Origin of the sequence: Kitasatospora sp. NPDC085879, assembly GCF_040686255.1 — a bacterium.
Lineage (GTDB): Bacteria > Actinomycetota > Actinomycetes > Streptomycetales > Streptomycetaceae > Kitasatospora.
The window spans coordinates 25,987-45,336 of sequence record NZ_JBFBJZ010000052.1 but is presented as its reverse complement, the minus strand read 5'-3'; the positions used below and the strand labels follow the sequence as shown (position 1 = coordinate 45,336).

The 19,350-nt window shown below is 74.3% G+C and carries 18 protein-coding genes and 1 pseudogene; 9 read left to right on the top strand and 10 right to left on the bottom strand.

Going from position 1 to position 19,350, the window contains the following annotated elements:
• Window positions 1–3: 3 nt before the first annotated feature.
• Window positions 4–1,584 carry a PucR family transcriptional regulator ligand-binding domain-containing protein gene (locus tag AB0P35_RS30660; RefSeq protein ID WP_257018878.1) on the bottom strand — a complete coding sequence of 527 codons (1,581 nt, stop codon included), beginning with the start codon at window positions 1,582–1,584 and terminating at the stop codon, window positions 4–6.
• Window positions 1,585–1,723: 139 nt separating this feature from the next.
• Here AB0P35_RS30660 and AB0P35_RS30655 point away from each other — a divergent pair, with 139 nt between their 5' ends.
• Entirely contained in the window at window positions 1,724–2,899 is a 1,176-nt protein-coding gene (locus tag AB0P35_RS30655) for an 8-amino-7-oxononanoate synthase (RefSeq protein ID WP_363517226.1), read from the top strand.
• A 140-nt stretch (window positions 2,900–3,039) separates the two neighbouring features.
• Window positions 3,040–3,888 (top strand): SMP-30/gluconolactonase/LRE family protein, encoded by an 849-nt coding sequence (locus AB0P35_RS30650; protein WP_363517223.1) that lies wholly within the window; start codon window positions 3,040–3,042, stop codon window positions 3,886–3,888.
• Window positions 3,889–3,966: 78 nt separating this feature from the next.
• On the opposite strand, the gene AB0P35_RS30645 is transcribed toward AB0P35_RS30650, so the two are convergent.
• Both AB0P35_RS30645 and AB0P35_RS30640 read right to left on the bottom strand, forming a co-directional pair.
• On the bottom strand, window positions 3,967–5,040 hold the full coding sequence (locus AB0P35_RS30645; protein ID WP_363517220.1) for an alpha/beta fold hydrolase: 1,074 nt from the start codon (window positions 5,038–5,040) through the stop codon (window positions 3,967–3,969).
• Window positions 5,041–5,207: 167 nt separating this feature from the next.
• Entirely contained in the window at window positions 5,208–6,707 is a 1,500-nt protein-coding gene (locus AB0P35_RS30640) for a dienelactone hydrolase family protein (protein WP_363517217.1), read from the bottom strand.
• Between the two features lie 97 nt (window positions 6,708–6,804).
• On the opposite strand from AB0P35_RS30640, the gene AB0P35_RS30635 reads away from it, so the two are divergent.
• From AB0P35_RS30635 to AB0P35_RS30625, 3 genes and pseudogenes are all read left to right on the top strand, one after another.
• Window positions 6,805–7,791, top strand: coding sequence for a MerR family transcriptional regulator (locus AB0P35_RS30635; protein WP_363517214.1), 987 nt, complete (start codon window positions 6,805–6,807; stop codon window positions 7,789–7,791).
• 210 nt (window positions 7,792–8,001) lie between these two features.
• Window positions 8,002–8,463, top strand: a complete 462-nt coding sequence (locus tag AB0P35_RS30630; protein WP_363517211.1) for a tyrosine protein phosphatase — start codon at window positions 8,002–8,004, stop codon at window positions 8,461–8,463.
• Window positions 8,464–8,617: 154 nt separating this feature from the next.
• Window positions 8,618–8,944, top strand: a pseudogene (locus AB0P35_RS30625) (NlpC/P60 family protein); the annotation flags it as partial.
• 304 nt (window positions 8,945–9,248) lie between these two features.
• Here the strand turns inward: AB0P35_RS30625 and AB0P35_RS30620 are convergent.
• From AB0P35_RS30620 to AB0P35_RS30610, 3 genes are all read right to left on the bottom strand, one after another.
• Window positions 9,249–9,542 (bottom strand): hypothetical protein, encoded by a 294-nt coding sequence (locus AB0P35_RS30620; protein WP_363517208.1) that lies wholly within the window; start codon window positions 9,540–9,542, stop codon window positions 9,249–9,251.
• 223 nt (window positions 9,543–9,765) lie between these two features.
• Window positions 9,766–10,155, bottom strand: a complete 390-nt coding sequence (locus AB0P35_RS30615) for a peptidase inhibitor family I36 protein (RefSeq protein ID WP_363517205.1) — start codon at window positions 10,153–10,155, stop codon at window positions 9,766–9,768.
• Between the two features lie 107 nt (window positions 10,156–10,262).
• Window positions 10,263–11,207, bottom strand: coding sequence for a hypothetical protein (locus AB0P35_RS30610; RefSeq protein WP_363517202.1), 945 nt, complete (start codon window positions 11,205–11,207; stop codon window positions 10,263–10,265).
• A 446-nt stretch (window positions 11,208–11,653) separates the two neighbouring features.
• On the opposite strand from AB0P35_RS30610, the gene AB0P35_RS30605 reads away from it, so the two are divergent.
• Window positions 11,654–13,249, top strand: coding sequence for an ISL3 family transposase (locus AB0P35_RS30605; RefSeq protein ID WP_363517199.1), 1,596 nt, complete (start codon window positions 11,654–11,656; stop codon window positions 13,247–13,249).
• Window positions 13,250–14,720: 1,471 nt separating this feature from the next.
• Complete coding sequence (locus tag AB0P35_RS30600) at window positions 14,721–15,530, top strand: alpha/beta hydrolase (RefSeq protein ID WP_363517196.1); 810 nt, start codon at window positions 14,721–14,723, stop codon at window positions 15,528–15,530.
• A 72-nt stretch (window positions 15,531–15,602) separates the two neighbouring features.
• Here the strand turns inward: AB0P35_RS30600 and AB0P35_RS30595 are convergent, their stop codons facing one another.
• Genes AB0P35_RS30595 through AB0P35_RS30585 form a run of 3 tightly spaced genes read right to left on the bottom strand, consistent with a single transcriptional unit; the run spans window position 15,603 to window position 17,229 of the window.
• Window positions 15,603–16,577 (bottom strand): NAD(P)-dependent alcohol dehydrogenase, encoded by a 975-nt coding sequence (locus AB0P35_RS30595; RefSeq protein WP_363517193.1) that lies wholly within the window; start codon window positions 16,575–16,577, stop codon window positions 15,603–15,605.
• Window positions 16,574–16,789, bottom strand: a complete 216-nt coding sequence (locus AB0P35_RS30590) for a helix-turn-helix transcriptional regulator (RefSeq protein WP_363517262.1) — start codon at window positions 16,787–16,789, stop codon at window positions 16,574–16,576. Before AB0P35_RS30590 ends, AB0P35_RS30595 begins: the two co-directional genes overlap by 4 nt.
• Window positions 16,790–16,800: 11 nt before the next feature.
• Window positions 16,801–17,229 carry a hypothetical protein gene (locus tag AB0P35_RS30585; protein WP_363517190.1) on the bottom strand — a complete coding sequence of 143 codons (429 nt, stop codon included), beginning with the start codon at window positions 17,227–17,229 and terminating at the stop codon, window positions 16,801–16,803.
• Between the two features lie 156 nt (window positions 17,230–17,385).
• Between AB0P35_RS30585 and AB0P35_RS30580 the strand changes: the two genes are divergently transcribed.
• Both AB0P35_RS30580 and AB0P35_RS30575 read left to right on the top strand, forming a co-directional pair.
• Complete coding sequence (locus AB0P35_RS30580; RefSeq protein WP_363517187.1) at window positions 17,386–18,117, top strand: histone deacetylase; 732 nt, start codon at window positions 17,386–17,388, stop codon at window positions 18,115–18,117.
• A gap of 79 nt (window positions 18,118–18,196) precedes the next feature.
• Window positions 18,197–18,745, top strand: a complete 549-nt coding sequence (locus AB0P35_RS30575) for a YrhB domain-containing protein (protein WP_363517184.1) — start codon at window positions 18,197–18,199, stop codon at window positions 18,743–18,745.
• 43 nt (window positions 18,746–18,788) lie between these two features.
• Here AB0P35_RS30575 and AB0P35_RS30570 read toward each other — a convergent pair whose 3' ends face one another.
• A complete protein-coding gene (locus tag AB0P35_RS30570) occupies window positions 18,789–19,322 on the bottom strand; it encodes a MarR family winged helix-turn-helix transcriptional regulator (RefSeq protein WP_363517181.1) in 534 nt (177 codons plus the stop codon).
• Between the last annotated feature and the right edge of the window lie 28 nt (window positions 19,323–19,350).

The following is a 19,350-nucleotide window of genomic DNA, read 5'->3' as shown; positions in this document are numbered from 1 at the left end:
GCCCTACGGCCCGCGCTGCGCGTCGTGCGCGAGCAGCGCCACGTACAGCGAGGTCAGCTGCTCCAGATCGTCCAGGTCGATCCCGAGCAGCGACTCGATGCTCTGCAGCCGCCGGTACATCGCGGGCCGGCTGACGTGCTGCTCCTGCGCCGCCAGCGACTTGTTCCGGCCCGTCCGCAGATAGGTGCGCAGCACGTCCAGCAACTCCTTGCGGCCCAGCAGCGGCCCGAGCTCCCGGCCGATGAACGCCTGCAGCTCCGGCTCGTCCCGCAGCAGCCGGACCAGGCCGCGCAGCCGCACGTCCCGCAGCCGCGCCACCGGGCCGGACGGCGGTCCGGCCAGCGCCGCGTCCGCGACGTGCACCGCCTCCAGGAAGGAGCGGCGCACCTCGTCCAGCACCCGGCAGCCGAAACCCGCGCCGAGCACCGCCCCCTCGACCCGCTCCAGCAGCCGCACCGCCAGCCGGTCCACCTCGGCGTCCGCGTCCCGCTCCGGCGGCACGCTGAGCAGCACCGCGATCGCCCCGTCCGGCCCCACCCGGGCCACCAGACCGGCCAGCGCCTCCTCGTCCAGCGTCCGGCGCACCGCCTCGCACAGCACCCCCGCCCCGGACGGCGGCCGCAGCACCACCGGCACGAAGGTGCGCCGCTCGGTCGGCAGCCCCGCGGCCCGGAACCGCGGCAGCAGATGCTCGGGGCGGGCCGTGCCCGAGGCCAGGTCCGCGAGCAGCGCCTCCGCCGCCTGGTCCTCCCAGCCGCGCTGCCGGCTGCCCACCGGGTCCGCCAGCAGCCGGTGCACCGCCAGCGCCTCCGCCGCCACCCGCCCCAGCACCCGCCCGGTCTCCTCGCCGCCCTGGTGCCCGAACAGCACCAGGTGACCCCACTGCCGACCGCGCGCCTCCAACCGCGCCACCACCCAGCCGTCCGGGCCCGGCGTCACCGGCCCGTTCCCCAGCAGCTCCGCGACCTGCCGGGACACCCGCTCCCAGTCCCGCAGCAGATCACCCAGCGCCCCCGGCTCCCCGGCCGAGGCCAGCACCCGGTGCGCCAGGTTCACCACCACTGCAGGACACCCCGCGAAACCCGCGATCTCGTCCAGCAGCCGCTGCAACGGCACCCCGGACAGATTCAGCGCCGCCAGCGAACCGCCCATCCGGTCCGACAGGTCCAGCGCCGCGTACCGGCCGTGCAACAGCCGCGCGTGCACCTCCTCCGTCAGCCGGGCGAACGGCGCCGGCCGGTGCAGCACCACCAACGGCACCCCGCAGCGCTGCGCCGCCCGCCGCATCGCCCCCGGCGTGGTCGAGAACGCCCGCCCCAACCCCAGCACCACCGCGGCCGCCCCGGACCGCCGCATCGACTCCATGTACGCGGCCTGCGCCTGCTCGTCCCCGGCCAGCAGCAGACCGGTGGTCAGCACCATCTCACCGCCGGTCAGCATCACCGCGACGTCCGCCGCCTCCGCGACGTGCAGCCAGCGCACCGGCCGGTCCAACCGGTCCGGGCAGGCGACCACCTCCGCGTCCCACGGCGCGACCAGCTCCAGCGCCAGCACGTCCCGCACGGTCAGGCGGCCGTTCTCCACCAGCTCTCCCCTCGCCAGGACTCCAGCCGGTCGGGGGAGTCTACGCGCAGCACCCCCCGTCAGGGGCCGGGCCGACACACGCGCCACTGTGGGCCGACGCACGTTGCCGCCCGTAGCGCCGCCGTGCCAGAGTGCGGCCATGGTCCACCCCACCGTGCCGCAGCAGACCCTCGCGCCGTCCGCCGTCTTCGACTGGCTGGACGAGGCCGCCGACCTCCGCGCCCGCGCCGGGCTCACCCGCACCCTGCGCAGCCGCCCCGCCGACGACCCGGTGCTGGACCTCGCGAGCAACGACTACCTGGGCCTCGTCCACCACCCCGCCGTCACCGAGGCCGCCGCCGAGGCCGCCCGCCGCTGGGGCGGCGGCGCCACCGGCTCCCGCCTGGTCACCGGCACCACCGCGCTGCACACCGAACTCGAGGACGAACTCGCCGAGTTCTGCGGCTTCGAGGCCGCCCTGGTGTTCTCCTCCGGGTACGCCGCCAACCTCGCCGCACTCACCGCACTCACCGACCCCGACACCCTGATCGTCTCCGACGCGTACAACCACGCCTCGCTGATCGACGGCTGCCGGCTCGCCCGCAGCGACGTCCACCGCGCCCCGCACGCCGACCCGGACGCCGTCCGCGAGGTGCTCGCCGCCCGCTCGCACCGCCGCGCCCTCGTCGTCACCGACTCCGTCTTCTCCGTCGACGGCAACGCCGCCCCGCTCGCCGGGCACTCCGCCGCCGCCCGCGCGCACGGCGCCGCGCTGCTCGTCGACGACGCCCACGGCCTCGGCGTCCTCGGCCGCGGCGGGCGCGGCGCCCTCGCCGCCGCGGGCCTCGCCGGCGGACCCGACACCGTCGCCACCGTCACCCTCTCCAAGTCGCTCGGCTCCCAGGGCGGCGCCGTCCTCGGACCCCGACGGGTCATCAGGCACCTCACCGAGACCGCCCGCACCTTCATCTTCGACACCGGCCTCGCCCCCGCCGCCGCCGGCGCCGCCCTCGGCGCCCTGCGGCTGCTGCGCGCCGAACCGCACCGCGCCGACCGCGCCCGCGAGGTCGCCCACACCCTCGCTGCCCGCCTCACCGCCGCAGGCCTGCACGCCTCCACCCCGGACGCCGCCGTCGTCTCCGTCCGCGCCCCCGGCCCGGAGGCCGCCGTCCGCTGGGCCGCCGACTGCCGCACCGCCGGCCTCGCCGTCGGCTGCTTCCGCCCCCCGTCCGTCCCCGACGGCATCTCCCGCCTCCGCCTCACCGCCCGCGGCGACCTGACGGACGCCCAGATCGCCGAAGCCGTCCACATCATCGCCGCCACCCGCCCCGCCTGACGGCCGCCCCGGGGCTGCGCAACGTCGGACCGGGCGCCGCCCGGGACCTGACGCCCCGACACGCCCCCGCACGACCTCTGCCCGCTGCGCCCGGTCGCCCATGATGGTGCCGAGCATCCGTCCGCAGCGAGGAGCCCGCCGTGACCGAACCCCGTGTCCTCCTGGACGGCCTCGTCCTCGGCGAGTCCCCGCGCTGGCACGACGGCCGGCTCTGGCTCTGCGACTGGGGCGCCCACGAGCTGATCACCGTCGACGAGCAGGGCGCACGTGAGACGGTCGGCCGGGTCGAGGCCTTCCCGTTCTGCATCGACCCGCTGCCCGACGGCCGTCTGCTGGTCGTGGCCGGCAGCGACCGCCGCCTGCTCCGGCGCGAACCGGACGGCACCCTGACCCCCTACGCCGACCTCCGCCCGCTCTGCGACCGGCCCTGGAACGAGGTCGCCGCCGACGGCCGCGGCAACGCCTACGCCAACTGCATCGGCTTCGACCTCATGACCGGCGAGCCGCCCGCCCCCGGGCTCGTCGCCCTGGTCGCGCCCGACGGCACCGCCCGCACCGTCGCCGAGGACCTCGCCTTCCCGAACGGCATGGCCGTCACCCCGGACGGCGCGACCCTGCTCGTCGCCGAGTCGTACGCAGCCCGGATCACCGCCTTCGACATCGCCCCCGACGGCGGTCTGACGGGCCGTCGCACCTGGGCCGAGGTCGAGGGATCGGCTCCCGACGGTATCAGCCTCGATGCCGAGGGGGCGCTCTGGTACGCCGACGTGCCGAACCGCCGCTGCGTCCGGGTCCGTGAGGGCGGCGAGATCCTGCAGACCGTCGAGACCGACCGCGGCTGCTTCTCCTGCGCCCTCGGCACCCCCGCCGGCGTCCCCACCCTCTACATCACCGCCGCAGAGTGGACCGGCACCGCGGGGGCCACCGCCGCCCGTACGGGCCTACTCCTCGCCGTCCCGGCCCCCGCCCCGCCGGCCCCCCGCCCCTGACGGATCCGGCCGCCGCCGGGCGGTCGGCGGGCGGATCCTGCGCCGCGTCCGGCTCCGTGTCCTGCGGCGGAGGATGCGTCAGAGCCGCGCCGACGCCGCCCGGGCGAGCCAGTCGGCGGTGGTGGGGAGCCAGTCGGCGAGGGCGTTGCCGAGCAGGTGGTTGCCGTGCGGGACGAGCAGCAGCTCCGCGTTCGGGAGCCGACGGGCCGGCAGCTCGGCGCCGGTGACCCCGGGGATGCGGTCCTCGCCGCCCTCCACGACAAGGAGCGGGAGGTCGAGCCGGTCGGCGAGGGTGTCGAGGTCGACCCGGCGGGCGAAGGAACGGGCGGCATGGATGCCGCCGCAGCGCTGGGCGAGCGTCGCGGTGACGAACGGGACGAGGGCGTCCCAGTCCAGCCGGGACGGGCCGCTGACCAGCGCCGCCGCCCGGACCCGCGGTTCACCCGCCGCCGCGGCCGCCGCGAACCAGCCCCCCAGGCTCAGGCCGATGACGGCGACGCCGTCCGCGGTGTCCAGGCCGTCCCGCTCCGCCAGGGCGTCCACGGCGCGCCCCACCACCCGGTGGTAGTCCGGCTCGAAGGTGCTGGTCGCGGCGAGCACACCCTGGCCGGGGCCGTCGATCGCGAGCACCGCCGAACCCCGGGCGAGCAGCGCCTCAGCGACGCGGTGGAACTCCTCCTTGCCGGAGTCCAGCCCGGGCACGACCACCACCACCGGAGCCCGCCGCACGCCGGCCGGCCTCCGCAGCCACCCGGCGAAGCCCTCGCCCTCGACCCGCTCGGCGCCCGGGTCGAGCAGCGCCAGGGCCGCCCGCATCGCCTCGTCCGCCGCGGTGGCGACGCGGGCGGCGGCCGCCCGGTCCGGGTCCGGGACGAGCCCGGCCAGATGGAACCAGCGGGCCGCCGTCCGGTACGCCTCGCCGGCCGTCACCGTCCGCCCCTCCGCCGCGGCCTGCCCGGCCGCCGCCAGGTGCCGCCGCGCGGCCGCACCGCAGACACCGGGCCACTCCCGCAGCGCGGCGAGCCCCGCCGTGACCCGCCGGTACTCCCAGGCGTCGAGACCGGCACCGTGGGCGCGCGGGCGGGTCTCCTCGACGAAGCCCGCCGCCACGGCGGGCAGGTCGAGGAACGAGAGGTCGGGGCTGTCGGTCATGGGATCCTCACGGGCGAGCGGACGGGGAACGGTTCCCCCTCGCCCAGCAGACCCCGTCCGGCCCACCCCCGTCCAACAACCGACCGTTCCCCCTGACAACCGGCCGCTGTGACGACCGACCCCTGTGACAACCGGCCGCTGTGACGACCGCCCGCTGTGACGACCGGTCAGACCCGCAGATGGGCCACGACCGTCCGCATCGCCCGCTCCACCGCCTGCCGTGACGACTCGCCGGGGTCGACGGTGTCGAAGCCGTGACGCCCCTCCGGCACGTCCACCACCTCCACCCGCGCCGAAGCCTTCTCCGCCGCCGCCAGGAACTCCGCGACGGTGGCGGCGATCCCGGGGTTCTCCCGGCCCGCCCGGGTCAGCACGATCGGCAGCCGCCCGGCCGAGCCGACCGCATCCACCGGACGGAACCGGGGGTCGACCGGCCCCCAGGCGGGGAGCGGCGCGAGCACGGGGTAGCTCGCCGCCGCGCACCGCAGCCACGGCGGAGGAGCGGCGAGCCAGTCCGCGAGCAGCAGCCCGCCGGCGGAGAAGCACCAGAGCGCGATGCGGTCCGGGTCGACCCGAGGGTCGGCGCGCACCGACTCGACGGCCGCGGCGAGGTCCTCGGCGGACCGCCCGTAGTCCTCGAAGCCGTGCAGCCGGTGGTCGAGCACGGCCCCGACCGCGCCCAGTACCGCCGCGTACCGGGCGTGGCCCACGAGTCCCGTCCAGTCCCGGGGCGTGGGCCGCAGGTCGGCGGGGAGCGGGCCGCCGTGGACGAACAGCACCGCGGGCCGGCGCCGCCCGTCCCCGGCGCCGTCGGGGAGGTGGAGGTCGACCCGGCCGACCCGCTCGCGGGGCCGCTCCGGCACGTCCAGGACGAAGGGACGCAGGTGACCGGGCGGTTCGGCGGAGGCCGTGATCCGGTGGCCCTCGCCGGCGGCGGCCCGCAGCAGCACCTCGGCCAGGTCGCCGGGGCAGGAGAGCATCGGCCAGTGCCCGGCGGCGAGTTCGAGGAACCGCGAGGTCGGCCGGGTGAGGTCCCGCGCCTCCGGCCGGCCTGCCGCGACCAGCGATTCGAGCAGGGCGACGGTCAGGCCGCTCCCGGTGCACAGGACGCCGGTGGCCGGCAGGGCCGCGGCCGCACCGGAGAGCCGCAGCGGCCGGGTCAGGGTGCCGGCCGGCTGAGGGGCGGCGCGGTCGGACAGCCGGGCCAGCGCCTCGGCCGACAGACCCGCGGTGCTGCCCCAGCGCTGCCATCCGTCGGGCCGCGGCGGAGGGATCAGGTGCGCCGCCCCGGCGGAGACCGGTCGGCGGACCTCCGGGGCCGGCACCGCCTGCAGGGCCGTGTCGCCGTCCCCGGGGCTGCCCGCGTCCAGGTGGACGATCCGGGCGATCCGCCCCGGCCGGCGGTCGGCCGCCCCGAGCACCGGGTGGATGCCGTAGCCGTGGCCGACGAGCACCACCTCCCGTGCGTCCAGGCCGTCGACCACGCGCAGCACGTCCTCGATGTGCGTCTCCAGGTCCGTGCCGGGCGGCGCCGCGTCCCGGCCGCCCGCCATCCCGGTGAGGGTCACCGGGTGCGCCCCGGCGCCCGACACCCGCAGCCGATCGGCCACGTCCTCCCAGATCCAGCCGCCGGTGAACCAGTCGGGCACCAGCACGAAAACCGCCATCGTCGCCTCCTCGCGCACACGGGTGTCCAGGGGCGCCCCGTCCGGCCGCCCGCCCGTGCCGGTACGGTAGGAACTCCCCCTGAGGGAGGTTCAAGTCGTGGTCCCGGACGGACTGTGGAGCATCGGCGAACTCGCCCACCGCGCGGGCGTCACCGTGAAGACCGTCCGCCACTACTCCGACCGTGGCCTGCTGCCCGAGGCCGCCCGCAGCTCCGGCGGCCACCGCCGGTACGGACCGGACGCGCTCGACCGGCTGCGCCTGATCCGCTCGCTGCGCGGCCTCGACCTGCCCGTCACCGCGATCGACCGCGTCCTGAACCGGCAGGACGCGGCAGGGGAGGCGACGGGGGACGCGGCGGCGGAGGCGCCGGGGCGCGCGCTGGGCGACGCGCTGGAGGACGCCGTCGCCACGCAGTTGAAGGAACTCGGCAGCCGCCTCGCCGCCCTGCGCTGGCGCGAGGCCGCCCTGCGGCTGCTGCACGACTGCCCGGCCGAGGAACGCGCCGACCGGCTGCGACTGATCGGCGCGGTCGGATCCCCGCCCGACACCGCCGCGCTCGCCCGCTACTGGCGGCGCGTCCTGCCGCCCCGCCTCCCGACCCCGCAGGTCGCGCGGATCGTCGACGCCGCGGTGCCGCAGCCGCCCGCGGACCCGTCACCCGCCCAGGTCCTGGCCTTCGCCCGGCTGCACGCCCTCACCACCATGCCCTGCCCCGGCGGCGTCGACGCGCCGCCCCGGCCGCCCGCGGACGGCGGGACGTACCGCCCGGCCGTGCTGTACGACGGCCTCGCCGAGGCGTACGACCTGGCCGTGCCCGCCCTGCGGGCCGGGCGGGCACCGCGGGCGGGCGAGGCACTGGACTGCTTCGTCGCCGCCCACGCCGCCGCCCACGGCGACCGCGACACACCCGCCTTCCGCCGCCTGCTGGGCCACCGCCTCGACGCACTGGCCCACCCGGTGATGGACCGCTACTGGCAGCTCGCCGCCGACCTCACCGACCCGGACACCCCCACCCTCGGCGCCGCCCACGACTGGCTCCGCGCCGCCCTGGACAGCCAGGCAGACCCTGCCGATCGAGCCTGAACTCCACGATCGGGAAACGAATTTGCTCCGGAGGCGGCCGCCGGCTTGACCCCGCCACCGGTGTCAGGGTCAAGCCGCCGCGGTAGGCTGGCCGGCACCCCGTGGCCGCAGCCCGGGCGTACGCGCTCCCTTCGACGTTCCGTCAGGTGAACGAGCGTCGCCCGCCGTCCGGCCCGGAGCCCACACCCCCGAGCGAAATGCGGTCCCGCCGTGCGCGCTTCCCTGTTCACCCTCGACCTGCCCGGCCCCGGGCGGGTCAGCACCATGGCTCGCCCGCGCGGCCACGACTGGCTCGCGGACGTCCTGGTCTGCGCACTCACCGCGGCGGAGCTCGACGAGCTCGGCCTCACCGAGGAGCCGCGGATCGCGGCCACCGCCGGCCTGGAGTTCGTCCCGGTCCCGATGCCCGACCGCACGGTGCCCGACCCCGCGGACGTCCTGCCCGTCCTCCACCGGCTCGCCGCCCGACTGCGCGGCGGCGCCCACGTGGTGACGCACTGCAGGGCCGGCATCGGCCGATCCTCCCTCCTCGCCGTCTCCCTCCTCGTCCTCAACGGCACCGCCCCCGACACCGTCTGGACCGCCGTGGAACACGCCCGCGGCCTCGCCGTCCCCGACACCCCCGCCCAACGCGCCTGGCCTGCCGGCCTGCCGGGGCAGGTCCTGCGGTGATCTCCGATCACGGCACCGGCAACGGCAGCTGTGACACCACGGGGCACGGCCGGTTCGACGGCCCGCAGGGCAGCACCTCCGGCACCACCACCGAGGAGATCAACCGCGTCATCGCGCTCGCCCAGCAGACGACCACCCAGGCCCTCAGCTACTCCTGGGGTGCCGGCGGGAAGGGCGGCCCGGGCTGCGGTGTCGACTCGCTCTCCCGGGCGGCTACAACGACTACAACACCTTCGGGTTCGACTGCTCCGGGTTCACCGAGTACCTCTTCTGGGCCGGCGCCGGAGTGGACATCGGCGAGGACACCGACGAACAGTCCGTCCGGGCCACCCGGGTGCCCTCCAGCGACGTCCGGGCCGGCGACCTCATCCTCTGGGGAAGCCCGGGTGACACCTACCACGTCGCCCTCTACATCGGCAACGGCCGGATCATCGAGGCCGCTCCGCTTCGCGGCACACACGGCGTGCACGTCACCAACGTGTACGGAAGCCACAGCTACGCCATCCGCGTCCTCGGCCGATCGCTCGTCAGCCCACGCCTCGGCACCGCCGCCGGGTCCGGGACACTCCCGTGCCCGGCGGCAGCCGCACCCGCAGGACCTCACCCGCAGTCCGCTCGTCCGAGCCGAAACCCGGCGGACGCCCGTGTCACGGGGCCGGTCGGCCTCGACTCCGGTCAGCAGCAGGCCGGTTGGCCGCCGCGCACCGTCGCACCGTCAGAGCGACCTACGCGGGCGAACCTCCACCGCCTCAGCCGCAGTGGGAATCGAGCTGCTGCGCCGAGTCCTAGTCGATCTGGGCGACCCAGTCGATGCACTGGCCCGGCGCCTGCACGTAGACCGGTCCGGCGTAGGTGCCGTAGTAGTCGCCGTCCTTGTTCCAGGGGCTTCCCCCGACGGCGACCCTGATGGATGCGAGCACGTACACCCGACTGCCGGGGCTGTCGCGGACCGTCACGGCACAGTTCTGCCCGGTCGAGCCGTTGTACGTCAGGAACGCGGTGCCACCCGCGAGCGACATCGAGTCGACGACGTCGTAGCCCGAACCGCAAACCCCGTTGTAGTCGGCGGCCTGCGCCACCGAGGGACGGCGACCACTGCGACGCCCACGCGGGCGAGAGTCTGCTCGATGCTTCGCTGCACGAGCGTTGATGCTGCACATGTGACCGCGGATCAGGTGCGGGGTGGTCGTGCGCGATCCCGCGCTGTTACGGCGGTGTTGTCGCGGTCTTTGCCGAAGCCCGGCTCCGGTACGCCGGTACGCCGGAGCGCGTACCGGCGACCGGTTGCCACGTGGGTGAGGCTCAGCAGTCCTCGGCGAACCTCACCGAGGCGTTCTCGTTGTACGTGTTGACCAGGTTCGCGGCATTGCGGTAGTTGAACATGTCCATCGGGCCGCTGTAGTTCGAGTTGTAGTACACCCGGACCGTCATGCACACGTTGGAGACAGCCGATGCGGCGTTGTTCTTGACGTGCTGGCCCCGGCCGTTGCCGGGGCTGGTGAAGGTGTACCCGGCGAGGTCGCGAATGCTCGTCGACATCGCCAAGTGGGAGCCCTGCTCGTTCGAGTTGTAGAAGAGGCAGAAATTTCCGTCCGGGCAGTCGCCGACGGCGGCCTGCGCGGAGGTGGCGAGGGTGGGGACGAGCAGGGCAGCGCCCAGGGCCACTGCGGCGAGCTTGAGGGTGCGCTTCACTTCTTTGATCCTCTCTTCATGGACGTTCCAGGCGTGTGTGCAATCCCCTCGGCATGCCTGGGGAAGGGTGGGCGCGCCCGGACGTGAAAAAGTGTCAGCCCACTACTTCACTGATCGCGCAGCACGGCCTCGGCCTTGGCGAGTTGCTCGGTCTTCGCCGCGAGCGCCGCCGTGAATTCGGCTTGTTGCCGTGCGATCAATTCCTTCTGCAAGGAAGTCTCGACCGCGAACCAGGTGTCGATCAGATCCACTTGCTGCTTGCAGATCACGTCAGCCGTCGCCACCTGGAGCTCCAGCGGCGTGGGTGAGTCCCCCAGGAAGCGCCGGTCGCCGAGGGCATCCATCGGATTGGGGTAGGAGTAACCCCTGTTCTTCATGCAGCCGGACCACTCCTCGAATGCCTGCGTGACCTGCGCCACCGACATGCTGGCCTTGAAAGTCTGGAAGTTGGCCTGCTGGGCCACGCTGCTCGAGCCCAGTTCCCCCGCACCAGCCAGGCCGCGCCTCGCCTCCTCGTAACAGCCGCCGGGTGGTACCGGTACGCCGTTGACCTGGAGATTCGTTTCGTCCCCACCGGTCTTCCCCGGGAGGTGCCCGGTGAGCACCTGCTGCTGCTCGGCGGAGAACTGCGGCGGGCGGACCGGGTGGGGGCGCGGGTCGCGGTCGCCGAGGTGGTAGCCGTTTGCCGCCACCTCGGCCTGGTCCGTCACGCCGTACCGGCGGTCATTGAACGTGCCCGGTCCGGTCGGCGGGCCGGCGGGGCTGATGGCGTAGTCGAGACCGAACCGCTGCAGGCACGCCTTGCGCAGCACCGCTCCCGCCCTGGTCAGCTTCTCCGCCTCCGCCTCGGAGAAGAGATACGGCTCGATAGGAAGATGCGGATCAGCACTCGTCGGGAGTGCGGACGGCGACTGCGTGGTCGGCACCGCCCCTGCGGCTGGCTGCCCGGATGACGAACAACCGGCCAGGGCAAGGACCATGAGCCCGGCCAGTCCGGCCAGCCCTACCCGCACACCTCTGCCGGTCAATCGCTGATGCACGGCGGAACTCATACGCCGACAGCCCCGATCGCGGTCACCGTCGGACCCGTGGCCACGTGCTTGCACATCTTCCGCATCCCGTCCTGCATCCTCTTCCGGTCCGTTGGCAGTGGGCCGCCGGGTGAGCCCTCGCCCTGGACGCCATCGTGGTGTGCGGAGGTATCGCGGTGGTCTCATCCCCGTATACCCGGCGGCGCCGGCCGGGAGCCTCGGCGCCCGGGTCAGTCCTGCCGGGCGAGCCGGATCGGCGTGTTGCACCTGCTGACCTGAACTTTCGTCCAGTCAGCGGGGCTCCGACCTCGCTGTCGGGACGACAGGATCTGAACCTGCGCGGCACATTCCGACGCCGAGCACCTCTGCCCGAGTTGGCGGGCAGCCCTACGCGATGTCGACGGTCAGTCAATTTCGGCTCTTCGACACTTTCCGTGAAACGGACGACCTCGGGGTAGCCCTCGATCGTGGGGGAACAAGCTCCTGAGCTGCTGAAAGTCCTATTTCCGCACCTGGATCAGGTCCTGGTCGACCGGATCGTCCGTGTCGGCCGGTCGGTGCGGATCGTTGCGAGATCCATCGCCCCGACGGCGAGGTGCCCCGGATGCGGCACTGCCTCGTCTCGGGCTCACAGTCGCTATCGGCGCCGACTCGCCGACACCGCCGTTGGCGGCCAGATGACGGCCATCGACCTCACGGTGCGGCGCTTCTTCTGCGACACCGCAGAGTGCCCGAAACGGACGTTCGCCGAGCAGGTCGACCAGCTCACCTTTCGGTATGGCCGCCGCACCATGAGCCTGCAACGCGACCTGGAGAAGGTTGCGCTGGCGCTCGGCGGGCAGGCAGGACAGCGCCTTGTGGAAAATCTGGCGTACCCGGTCAGCGGCTCGACACTGCTGCGGCTGATCCGCCGACTCGACCTCCCACCGGTCGGCGACGTGGCGGTGCTGGGGGTGGACGAGTTCGCCTTCCGGCGCGGGCGGAGGTTCGGCACGATCTTGATCGATATGGAGACCCACCGCCCAGTGGACGTCCTGCCTGACCACACCGCGGACACCTTCGCAGCCTGGCTCCAGGACCGCCACCACGTCCAGATGGTCTGCCGCGACCGCGGCGGCTCGTTCGCCCAAGGCGCTCAGCGGGCCCTGCCCGGCGTTCCGCAGGTCGCCGACAGGTGGCACATCCTCCACAACCTGGCCATCGCGGTCGAGAAGGCCGTCCGACGACATCGCACCTGCTTGGCACCTCCCGCGCTCGACCCCGGCGCCACCGAGACCGGGGCAAGCCAGGCGCCACCAGTCGAGGACCAGCCTGCCCCGGGGCGGCGCGAGCAGACGACCCGCGCCCGCTGGCAGCAGATCCGCCCGCTGTTCGAGAACGGCATGACGCTCCAGGCCATCAGCCGGCACACCGGCTACGACCTCACAACCGTTCGCCGATACGCGCGCGCGACCTCTGCCGAGGAACTGATCCGGCCTCGCCGGCGCACCCGCACAGACCTCGACCTCCACAAAGCACATCTGGTCCAGCGCTGGGAGGAGGGATGCGACAACGCCGAGACACTGCGCAACGAACTCGCGGAACGCGGCTACACCGGCTCCCGCAGGACGGTCCGCCGATTCCTCAACACCCTTGGCACCTCCGTCCTCCGGCAACCACCGCCCGCTCCAGCACCTGCCGTCCCCGACGTGGTGCACTGGATCATCGGTCGCCCGGAGAATCAGAGCGAGCCAGCCGGGCAGCACCTCAAAGAACTCTGCACGCGCTGCACTCACATCGCCGCGACCTGTCGGCTCGCCCGTGGCTTCGCCTCGCTCCTGAGACGCCGCGACGGCCACCACCTCCAGGACTGGCTCGCCGAGGCCGAGCAGAGCGAGATCACCGAACTCCACTCCTTCGCGAAGGGCTTGCGCCAGGACCTCGCCGCCGTCACCGCTGGCCTCACCACGGCCTGGAACTCCGGCGCGGTCGAGGGACACGTGAACCGGATCAAGATGATCAAGCGCCAGCACTACGGTCGAGCCGGATTCGACCTCCTGAGGCGTCGCATCCTCCTCGCCTGATGACCACCCGTCACGGAATGTGTCGAAGAGCCTCAATTTCCCACCCTGAATGCCATGAACGGGCCAGGGGGACGGCGGTGCCGCGACCGTTGTGGACATGGGGACGGTGGCCGCGCGTGGAGATTCCCATGACGCCAGAGGTCGGCGGCCGCCCGATTGCCAGGCCGCCGTTCAGGCTGGTCAGGGCTGTCCGCCGCAGACATCCCCGACCACGTGACGTTCAGCGTTTGACCGGGGGTCGAGTCGGGCGTGCGATGGAAGGTGGGCGGGGAGGGCGCAAGATGCCGGTTCCGTGGCGGACCGGGACGGCTGAAGGCGGAGTCCGTCGGGCTGCTCTCCGGCCAGGCCGGCTACCGGGGGTTCAGCATCTTCTCGGACCGGCAGCTCGGGAGATCCTGCTGGGTTCGTGGTGGGAGAGCGCGCAGAACGAGCGGGACAGCTATGCGGCGCTGCGCGACCAGCGCCAGGAGCTGCTGACCGTGTTCGGCGGCACGGTCGTCGTGGCCGGCTGGGAGGCCGCGGTGTCCCGCCGGGGCGACGTGCAGGCGGAGCGGGGTTCCGGCTGGTGCGCCTCGGGTTCGACCCGGCGGCGGCCGACCGGCTGGTGGCGGTGTTAGAGACGACCGCGCTGCCCGGGCTGGGGTCCCTGGACGGTTCGCCGGCGGCGCCCTGCTGATCGACCGTACGCGCGGTACCGGTAGCGTCGGGGCGATCTTCCGCGACCGCGCGGCACTGGAGGCCACCCGGGGACCGCAGGCACAGCTCCGCTCGAAAGCGGCGAAGGCGTCAGGCGTGCAGGCACACGCACTCGAGGAGTGCGACGTCGAACTCCTCGACTGGCCGTAGGCCGGCCGGGGCCTGGCGAACCGCGACAGCCGGCCACCCGCCCCGCTCCCCATCACCCCGGCCCGCACCCCCCGACGCTCCCGGACCGGGGCCCCACCACCGGCACGCGGCCGACCACCAGCCCCTGCCGGGAAGAAAGTGCGGGCCACCGTCCGGACTTCCCGAGCCGCTTTCGGCGTACCGGCACTCCGAAGAGCAGGACGCCGCCGACACCCCCAGCCCACCCGGCCGACCGCACCCGCCCGGCTGTCGACTTCGCATCAGCCAACCGGATCCACGCAGTCGACGGTGCTGTGTTCCAGCAGTGGGTCGACGGTGTCGTCTCGCTGCGCGAGCCTCTCACTCGTCCGGGCGGTGGAGAGCGGGGAGGCTCAGGCCAGGGCTGACCCTCCGGTCGATTGCTGGGGGTCAAGGTCGTCCCGGTCCAGCGCACCCGGCGCGGCGAGGGCGTCGCCGCGCGCCGCGCCGCCCTCGCCGACCGGCCCCGCGCGGCCGCGCCCGCCGCGGCCGGGCGGGCTGACCGCGCCCCGCAACGCCCGACATGCCGCGTTCGGCGCAGGGTCGGCAGCCGCCGGCCGGCGGCGCGGGAGACTGCGGGGGGTCGAGCGAGACGGAGGGCCGAGCCGTGAGCGGTGCCGCGCAGTTCCACGCCTGGGACGTCCGGGAGTCGGGGCCCGCCGACGCGCCGCACCGGGTGCTGCTGCTGCCCGGCGGGCTGTGCGGTACGGGCTTCTACGAGGACATGATGGCTGCCCCGGAGCTCGCCGGTGCGCCGATCCGGCTGGTGGCCGCGACCGTCCCGGGCCACGCGGGGACGGTCGCGCCCAAGGACGTGTCGATGGAGAACTACGCGGCGATCACCGCCGCGTTCGCGGCCGACCGCGGCTGCACGGCCGTGGTCGGGCACAGCATGGGTGCCAACGTCGCGCTGGAGATGGTGGGCGGCGGGCACTTCAACGGTCCGGTGGTGCTGCTCTCGCCGACGTTCTCGCGGCAGGACGAGTCGAGGGCGCTGGCGGTCGCCTCGGCGGTGGGCCGGGTGCCCGGGCTGGGTGCGCTGGCCTGGCCGACCATGCTGTGGCTGGCGCCGAAGGCGCTCGCCGACAGCATCCCGGAGCGGCGGAGGCCGGCGCTGCTCGCCGACCTGAGGAAGAACTCGGCGCCGTTCTGCCGCCGGGCCATCGCCGCGTACTTCGAGTACCTCGACCGGCACGGGTCGCTGGCGTCGCGGCTGTGCGGTTCGGGGGTCCGGGCCTGGGTGGTGCGCGGCGACCGGGACGAGGTGGGCCTCACCGACTCGGAGCGCGCCGCCCTCCTGACCTGTCCCTCCGTCTCACTGGAGGAGATCCCGGACAGCGGCCACCTGGTGATGGTGGAACAGCCCGGGGCGGTGGCCCGTCTGGTCGCCGACGCCGTCCTCGGCGCCGACCGCTGACCCCGCTGACCACCCTCGGACCCCGACCGTTCAGGCCGCGCAGTTCAGGTCGCGCAGTTCAGGTCGCTCGGCTCAGGCCGCGACGGTGAGCACGACCTTGCCGCGGGCGTGGCCGCCGTGCACGTGGCGCACCGCGGCCGCCGCCTCCGCGAGCGGGTAGGTGCGGTCGAGGACCGGCACCAGGCGGCCCTCCTCGGCGGCTTCGGCGAGGAGGCGCAGGTCCTCGGCCGTGGTCCGGGCCAGCAGGGTGCGCAGCCGTTGCCCGACGAAGGGTGAGAGCACGGCCGCCCGCAGCTGCCGGTCGATGCCCTGCAGCCATGTGCCGCCGCCCTCGCCGCCGACGATGACGAGGGTGCCGCGCGGGGTGAGGGCACCGCGCAGCAGGCCGAGCGGCCGGTTGCCGGCGGTGTCGAGGATCAGGTCGTAGCGGTGCCCGCCCTCGGTGATCTCCTCGCGGGTGTAGTCGAGCACCCGGTCGGCGCCGAGCTCGCGGACCAGTTCGGTCTTGCCGGTGCTGCACACCCCGGTGACCTCGGCGCCGAGGGCCTTGGCGAGTTGCACGGCGTACGAGCCGACGCCGCCTGCCGCGCCGATGACCAGGACCTGCTGGCCGGCGCGGAGCCGTCCGGTGTCGCGCAGCGCCTGCAGGGCGGTGCAGCCGGAGACGGGCAGTGCCGCGGCCTGTTCGAAGGTGAGCCCGGCCGGCTTGGCGGCCAGGCGGTCGACGCGGGCGCGGGCGTACTCGGCGAACGCGCCCTCGCAGTTGCCGAACACCTCGTCACCGGGCCGGAAGGCGGTGACGTCGCTGCCGACCCGTTCGACCCGTCCGGCGGCGTCGGTGCCGGGGACGGCCCTGCGCGGGGTCCGCAGGCCGGAGGCCAGTCGGACCGGGTAGGGGAGTCCGGCCATGAGGTGCCAGACGCCCGGGTCCACTCCCGCGGCGTGCACCCGGACGAGGACCTCGTCCGGGCCGATCTCCGGCGGGTCGGTCTCCTGCAGCTCCAGGACGTCCGCCTCGCCGTATCTCTGCTGCACGACGGCCTTCACGGTGCCTCCCCTTCGGTGTCCGGGTACTGGAAGACGTCGTCGAGTCGGACGCCGAAGACCCGGGCGATCTGGAATGCCGTCTCCAGGGACGGCGAGTACTTGCCCTGCTCGATGGCGATGACGGTCTGTCGGGTCACGCCGATGCGGTCCGCGAGGGCCGCCTGCGTCATCTCCCCGTGGCCGAACCGCAGGGCGCGGATGCTGTTGGTGATCCTGGTCGGCTTCACCACGGGCCGAACCCCCGCCGGTAGGCGACGATCTTCGCGGCCGAGCCGAGCAGCGCCGACAGGACGAACGCCAGGTACACCGTGTTGGCGATCCAGAACCGGTCCCACCCGGCCATCGCCATGGCCAGCGCCGCCACCGCGCCGAGCACCACGAAGGACTGGCCGACGTGGTCGCCGAACCGGTGGATCTCGCGGTCCCGCTGGTCCTTCTGCCGGCCGCCGTCCTTCGAGACGAGGGAGGCGGCGATGTGCAGCAGGATCGAGGCCAGGATCGCGAGGCCGACGCTCCACAGCAGCGGCGCCGCGTACGGCGCCGCGGTGAGCGGTCCGCCGTCGGCCCGGCCGAGGACGACGGCAGCGTAGGCCGCATAGGCGCAGACCGTGACCACCACCATGATCCAGGCGCGCTTCTCTTCGGTTGCCATGCCATCAAGGTAAAACAGACCGGACATTGTGTCAAAGATTCTTTACCTCGCCCGCCGGTTCGGACCCCGCGCCCGGACGGGTGAACCGCCCGCCGTCACCGCCCACCGACGGTGTGTACGGCCGACGGCGCCGCACCCGCCCGCGCATCATCGGGCATGGGCACCCCCGCACCCCACCGCCCCCGACCCGCCCGGCCGGACCCCGCCCGGCCGCCCGAACTCGTCGACCCCGCCGGGCTGGTGGACCCGGTCGACCCGATCGACCCGGCCCGCCCGGTCTGGTACGCCGCCTACGGCTCCAACATGTACCGGGCCCGGCTGCACACCTACCTCGCCGGCGGCCGCCCGCCCGGCAGCACCCGCCACTACCCGGGCTGCCGGGACCGCCGCCCGCCCGCCGCCGACCTGCCGCTGCTGCTCCCCGGCCGGCTGTACTTCGCCCGCGAGTCGGCGGTCTGGGGCGGCGGCATGGCCTTCCTGGACGGGCTCGACGACGGCGAACTCCCTGCCCGCGGCTACCTGCTGACGCTCGGCCAACTCCTCGACATCGCCGCCCAGGAGATGCGCCGCACCCCGAGCGGGGCCGCCGCGCCGGGCCTCGCCGCCGCCCTCCGCGACGGCCGGGCGGTCCTCGGCCCCGGCCGGTACGAGACCCTGCTCTGCCCCGGCACCCTGGACGGCCACCCGGTGGTCACCTTCACCGCCCCCGAACGCACCAGCGAGGCACAGCTCAGCCGCCCGTCGGCCCGCTACCTCCGCAACCTCGCCGCCGGCCTCGCCGAGTCCCACGGCTGGCCCGCCCCCCGCGCCGCCGCCTACCTCAGCACCCGCCCCGGCGCTGCCGGCGACTGGACCCCGGACACCCTCCTCGCCGCCCTCCTGGCCTGAGCGGCGCAGCCGGGCCGTGAACGGCCTCGGCGCGGGCCGGCCGGGAAAATCCGATTGCCAGGCCGGAGACACTGGGACGGTGATCACCAAGGAGCACGCGGTCGAGCTGGTCGAATCCGAGCTGGCGCGGGAGCGGGAAACCGACCCGTGGATGGCGCGTCAGCCCGGGTTCGCCGTGTACCGGGTGGAGGAGCGCGCCGTCGGCTGGCTGGTCTTCTGGGAGTCGGTGGCGTGGATGCGCAGCCGGGACAGGCGCGACACCTGCGGTGTCGGCGGCCCGTACCTGGTGGACCGCCAGGACGGCAGCCTCCACTTCATCCGTGCCACCAGCCTGGGCGACGACTGGGAGACGTTCTACCGACGGCGGGTCAGGGGAGGGACCGACGACGACCCGCTGGTCGTCGAGATCCGCGGCCTTCTGCAGTCGGCCGGACCGGTCGCGGCGATGCGGCAGCTGCGCCGGCTGGTCCCGCGGCTGGGCATCGGTGAGGCCAAGGCCTACGTGGCCGCCGTGGCGCAGGGCGTCCGGCCGCCGGCGGAGCTGGTGCAGCTGACCTGGCCCGACGACCCGTGGCTCAGCGCGGACATCATGACCGTCACCGGCCCGGCCGGCAAGCCACTGCCCTGACGGCCGGGCCGGTGACTGCGGCCGGTGAGGGCCGCCGACGAGGCTAGCCCTCCGCTTCCGTGCCCGCGGGTTCGGCGGCGGCCCGTACGAGGTTCTGCTCCAGGTGCTCCAGGGTGTGCAGGGCTGCGGTGCGTTCGTCGTCCGAGAGGCCCGCCGTCGAGATCTCCTCGAGCTGGGTCCAGATCCGCTCCACCTCGTGGCGCAGGGCCTGGCTGGCCGCGGTCGGTTCGATGAGTGAGGCGCGCTTGTCGGTGGGCGAGGGCCGACGGCGGACGAAGCCGGCCTGTTCCAGGCGCCGGACGGTGCGGGTCATGGTGGCGGCGTCGGAGTCCAGCAGTCGCACCAGGTCGGCCTGCCGCTGCGGGCCGAGTTCCCACAGGTGCATCATCACCAGCTCCTGGCCCGGGTGCAGGCCGATGCGGCGCAGCAGCTGTCCCGCGAACATGCGGTGCAGGCGGGCCAGGCGAAAGATCGCATGGCTGACCGGCCCGCCTGTGGCGGCGCCCGGCATCGGGACGGTGGCCTCCTGCCCCATCCCCTCGGCTCTGTTCCCGGACTCCGGCGTGGACTGCGTCATCGCTTGCTCACCTTTCCTGCCTGATCAG

Coding starts and splice junctions, on each gene's coding strand:
- AB0P35_RS30655 (WP_363517226.1), top strand. CDS start 1,724: ATGGTCCACCCCACCGTGCCGCAGCAGACCCTCGCGCCGTCCGCCGTC.
- AB0P35_RS30640 (WP_363517217.1), bottom strand. CDS start 6,707: ATGGCGGTTTTCGTGCTGGTGCCCGACTGGTTCACCGGCGGCTGGATC.
- AB0P35_RS30580 (WP_363517187.1), top strand. CDS start 17,386: ATGGGCACCCCCGCACCCCACCGCCCCCGACCCGCCCGGCCGGACCCC.
- AB0P35_RS30610 (WP_363517202.1), bottom strand. CDS start 11,207: ATGAGTTCCGCCGTGCATCAGCGATTGACCGGCAGAGGTGTGCGGGTA.
- AB0P35_RS30645 (WP_363517220.1), bottom strand. CDS start 5,040: ATGACCGACAGCCCCGACCTCTCGTTCCTCGACCTGCCCGCCGTGGCG.
- AB0P35_RS30570 (WP_363517181.1), bottom strand. CDS start 19,322: ATGACGCAGTCCACGCCGGAGTCCGGGAACAGAGCCGAGGGGATGGGG.
- AB0P35_RS30585 (WP_363517190.1), bottom strand. CDS start 17,229: ATGGCAACCGAAGAGAAGCGCGCCTGGATCATGGTGGTGGTCACGGTC.